Raw genomic sequence first — 4,326 nt, 5'->3', positions numbered from 1 at the left:
TTCACTGTCAATCGAGCCCAATTCGAGCACTTCGTTGTAGGCTTCCGCGTACGCTTCGCTGGTCAGTTCCGGTGGTGACTCGGGGACAAAATCGTCGGTCGAATCGATCGCAAAGGTATCGACATCACCCCATGCCGGGCCCCAAGCAGGGACGTCGGGGTTGAGCGGATCGGGTTGAAAGTACCCGGCTTCATCGGTGTACTCGTATATGCCGATGACATCGGAGCCATCGTTGGCACGAATGGCAAGGATCGTCTCACCGATCTCGCTGCCGATCGCCAAACTTGCCTCGGTCGAGCGACTGGTCTCGGTGCCGGCGAGGCTGGTTTGTAAGAAGGCGTTGAGCGTTTCTTGTTGGCCGGGATACAAGCTGCTCAGCACGGTGTAGGCGGCTTGCGAAGCGGCGACTTCGGCCGACAATTCGGTGTTGCTACCAATGTCAATCGAGTAGTCATAAAACGTATTGGCGTCATCGCCATCGGTTGCAATCCCGACGGCGTCGTAGATCGCAAGGTTCAACATCGCCATCGAGCGGGAGGCGTATCCAGGCGTTTGTAGCGATCCGTCGGTGTCTCCCAGGATTTCTCCGAATAGATCGTTCCATGCCAAGACGACGTCCGAGCTTTCGTCCGCGATGGTGTCATCAATTTCGTCCGAGTTCTGGTTGTCCGTCTCGTCGCTTGGTGTTTCGGTAGGAGTTTCCGTCGGTGTCTCGTTGCCAAAGTCGTCATTGCCGAAATTTCCGCGTTCGCGATTGAGCCGATTGATCACCATCAAGGCGTCCAGGGCGGTGTTGCGACCATCGTTGTTGACATCGGTCATGCGACCGCTGCCTATGGCACGTGATTGACCGTCGAGCGAACCGGTCCCTTGCTATTGTCGATTCATCTCGTTGATGACGGTCAGCGCATCGAGTGCAGAGATTTGTCCGTCTTCGTTGACATCCTCGGGCATCAATTCGTTGTGGAAAATGTTGGCGGCAAGCAGTTGACGCGTTTCGAGCGATTCGGCTCGCAGTCGACGTCGAGTCTTCAAGCGTTTTTTGGACATGGAGACACCTGGCGAAAAGATTGGGGGTAGATAAGCCGATAGGCCGCGGCTTATTACGAAAGGACCATTGTGCCGCGGAAATGTCACAGAATTTCAAGCGGCAGCGATGCGTTCGCCGCGAGATATGGCGGTACCCCCAACCGCACCAACGTGGCGCCGCACACGCCTAAAAACGGTCCAGGAGACACTCAAAGAAGTGACCCCCGAAACGCATCCGAAGATGCTCTCAATCGCATTAGCGGGTCACTGTCATGAAAACGGGCACACTCGCTTACGACCTATGCGTCACGGCACCCCAAAAAACGAGGAATTCATCATATCTTCATCGTTGCCGCGGTGCGGGAAAGAATGGGGTGTCCGATGTGATAGGTTTCGAAAAACCGCAAGCATTCCGGAGGTTGCTGAAAAACTCGGTTTTTACGTGGTTTGGGCGGATAAATGGTTTCCAAGTCGAACCCAAAACGTGTCGATTCGCAGCCATGATCTTCCTACTCTGATCGACTGTTTTTAGTTTTGGGTGTTGCTCCCATCTGTCTGTTTTGAAGCGGATCGGCTGCGATTTTGCGTCGTCGGCGGCCTTGCTGCGTCGCGCCCGGTGCATCGACTATTGACTCATCGGGAATGTTCGATAGTTTTAGAACGATGGAAATAAATCAGGCTGTTATTGCTCTTCATGCACTCGCCCAGGAATCACGCTTGGAGGTCTTTCGGTTGCTTGTTCGGCTGGGACCGTCCGGGCTGCCAGCGGGACAAATTGCCGAGAAATTGAAGATACCTCCGGCGACGCTGTCATTTCATTTGAAGGAATTGTCGCATGCCGGACTGGTCGAGTCGCACAAACAGGGACGTTCGGTCATCTACGCGATCAACGTCAAGGGAATTAATTGCTTGATGGGTTTTCTGACCGAAGACTGCTGCCAAGGCAGGCCGGAACTTTGTGCCCCGGGTTCTTGTGATCCGGCGGGAAAGAAACAGACCAAGAAACGGAAATCGTGTGGAAAGGTGGCAGAGAAATGAGTATCCGCGTCGGGATTAATGGATTTGGCCGCATGGGTCGCCTGGGCTTTCGAGCTGCCTGGGATTGGCCCGATTTCGAAATCGTGCACGTGAATGAAGTCAAAGGCGGAACCAAGGCAGCAGCTCATTTGCTTGAGTTTGATACCGTTCACGGCCGCTGGCAAAAAGAGATCGAGTCCACCGATGACACGATCAATGTCGAGGGCAAACGCGTTAGTTTCTCGAGCCACAGTACGCCTGCAGAGGTTCCATGGCGGGACCTGGGGGTGGACATCGTGGTGGAGAGTTCGGGAAAGTTTCGCACGCTGGAAACGCTGAACCCGTACTTTGAACAAGGTGTCAAGAAGGTCGTCGTCGCGGCACCCGTCAAGGAAGGTGCATTGAATGTGGTCATGGGTTGCAACGACGATCTTTATGATCCCGATCAGCACCATCTGCTTACCGCGGCGTCATGCACGACCAACTGCCTGGCTCCGGTCGTCAAGGTGGTCCACGAACAGTTTGGAATCAAGCATGGGGTGATCACCACGCTGCATGATGTTACCAACACGCAGGTGATCGTCGATACACCGCATGCCGATTTGCGTCGAGCGAGATCGGCTTTGAATTCGTTGGTTCCGACGACGACCGGTTCGGCGAAAGCGATCACGATGATCTACCCCGAGCTCGAAGGCAAATTGAATGGTTTGGCGGTTCGAGTGCCGCTACTCAATGCATCGCTGACCGACTGCGTGTTTGAGCTGCAGCGGCCCGCGAGTGCCGACGAAGTCAATGATCGACTAAAGGATGCATCGGAAGGCGATTTGAAGGGCATTCTTGGGTTTGAAACAAAGCCACTCGTGTCGGCGGATTACGTGAACGATATCCGTTCGGGAATCGTCGACGCTCCCTCGACGATGATGATCGACGAAACCATGGTGAAGATCCGGGTTTGGTACGACAACGAGGTCGGATACGCCAATCGCATGATGGAATTGGTCAAGAAGGTTGCTTGTCGTTTGCCAAGTCATGCACCCGCATAAAACCGTAGGGACACCAGTGGACAAAAAGAGCTACGGACTTGTTACAGCGGCGTATTGGGGGTTCACCCTGACCGACGGTGCCTTGCGCATGTTGGTGCTACTTCATTTTCATGAATTGGGGTATTCGCCGGTCAGCCTTGCGTTTCTGTTCTTGCTGTACGAATTCTGTGGGGTCATCACCAATTTATTGGGTGGTTGGATCGCATCACGCTACGGGCTTCGCATCACTCTGTTTGCTGGATTGGCACTGCAGATCGTTGCGTTGACGATGTTGTCGTTCATCCAGCCCGAGTGGGTCGCGTGGGTCTCGGTTGCCTACGTGATGGGCAGTCAAGCGATTTCCGGCATCGCCAAAGACTTGACGAAGATGAGTTCCAAGAGCGCGGTCAAGTTGTTGGTCAAGGATCCCGATGAAGCGGAAAGTCAATCGCGTCTTTACAAATGGGTGGCGGTATTGACGGGTAGCAAGAATGCATTGAAGGGCGTCGGTTTCTTGCTTGGTGGCGTGCTGCTTCAGTGGCTCGGCTTTGCAGCGTCGCTTTGGGCGATGGCGGCGGGGCTTGGCGTGGTGCTTGTGTGTTCGGTCACCATGCTCCGGTCCGAAATGGGGAAAGCCAAATCGAAGGTCCGGTTCAAGGAACTGTTTTCGAAAAACCGCGAGATCAACATCCTTTCGTTCGCTCGCTTCTTTCTGTTCGGAGCCCGAGATGTTTGGTTCGTCGTCGGACTTCCGGTCTTCCTCGCTTCGCATCTTGGTTGGAGCTTTGCCGGCATCGGCGGCTTTCTCGCCGCGTGGGTGATCGGTTATGGGTTCATCCAAGCATCGGCGCCACGGTTTGCAAACCGCACCGGCGGAATCACCGGCGGTGCACGAGCCGCACAGAGCTGGGGATTCACGCTGTTCCTCGTTTCACTCGCTCTGGCGATTGCCATCCAAGTCGACTTCTATCCCAACATCAGCATCCTGTTGGGGTTGGCGGTGTTCGGAGTGGTGTTTGCCGTGAACTCATCGGTTCATTCCTATCTGATCCTCGCCTACGCGGACTCGGACAAGGTTGCGCTGAATGTCGGTTTTTATTACATGGCAAATGCCTGTGGTCGGCTTGTGGGCACACTCCTATCGGGCACGATGTTTTTGCTTGCCGGATTGCCGGGATGCTTATGGACCTCGTGCGCGTTTGTGTTGATTGCCGCGGCGATGACGCTTTATTTGCCGACCTCCGACCGATCTTCCAAT

The 4,326-nt window shown here is 54.7% G+C and carries 3 protein-coding genes and 1 pseudogene; 3 read left to right on the top strand and 1 reads right to left on the bottom strand.

What is annotated here, in order from left to right:
• Window positions 1-1,050, bottom strand: a pseudogene (locus tag ABX962_RS31355) (dockerin type I domain-containing protein); the annotation flags it as partial.
• A 642-nt stretch (window positions 1,051-1,692) separates the two neighbouring features.
• Here ABX962_RS31355 and ABX962_RS31350 point away from each other — a divergent pair.
• The 3 genes from ABX962_RS31350 to arsJ form a co-directional block, all read left to right on the top strand.
• Entirely contained in the window at window positions 1,693-2,067 is a 375-nt protein-coding gene (locus ABX962_RS31350; RefSeq protein WP_372725494.1) for an ArsR/SmtB family transcription factor, read from the top strand.
• Window positions 2,064-3,089 (top strand): ArsJ-associated glyceraldehyde-3-phosphate dehydrogenase, encoded by a 1,026-nt coding sequence (locus tag ABX962_RS31345; RefSeq protein WP_372725493.1) that lies wholly within the window; start codon window positions 2,064-2,066, stop codon window positions 3,087-3,089. Before ABX962_RS31350 ends, ABX962_RS31345 begins: the two co-directional genes overlap by 4 nt.
• Window positions 3,076-4,326, top strand: a 1,251-nt coding sequence (arsJ, locus tag ABX962_RS31340) for an organoarsenical effux MFS transporter ArsJ (RefSeq protein WP_372725492.1), incomplete at its 3' end; no start/stop codon positions are given. The genes ABX962_RS31345 and arsJ, both read left to right, overlap by 14 nt.

Source organism: Novipirellula sp. (assembly GCF_041583735.1).
Classification (GTDB): Bacteria; Planctomycetota; Planctomycetia; order Pirellulales; family Pirellulaceae; genus Novipirellula.
This window is presented reverse-complemented; position numbering and strand designations above follow the sequence as displayed.

What these genes read in the sequence shown, in the direction of transcription:
- ABX962_RS31350 (WP_372725494.1), top strand. Translation starts at nt 1,693, where the DNA reads ATGGAAATAAATCAGGCTGTTATTGCTCTTCATGCACTCGCCCAGGAA.
- ABX962_RS31345 (WP_372725493.1), top strand. Translation starts at nt 2,064, where the DNA reads ATGAGTATCCGCGTCGGGATTAATGGATTTGGCCGCATGGGTCGCCTG.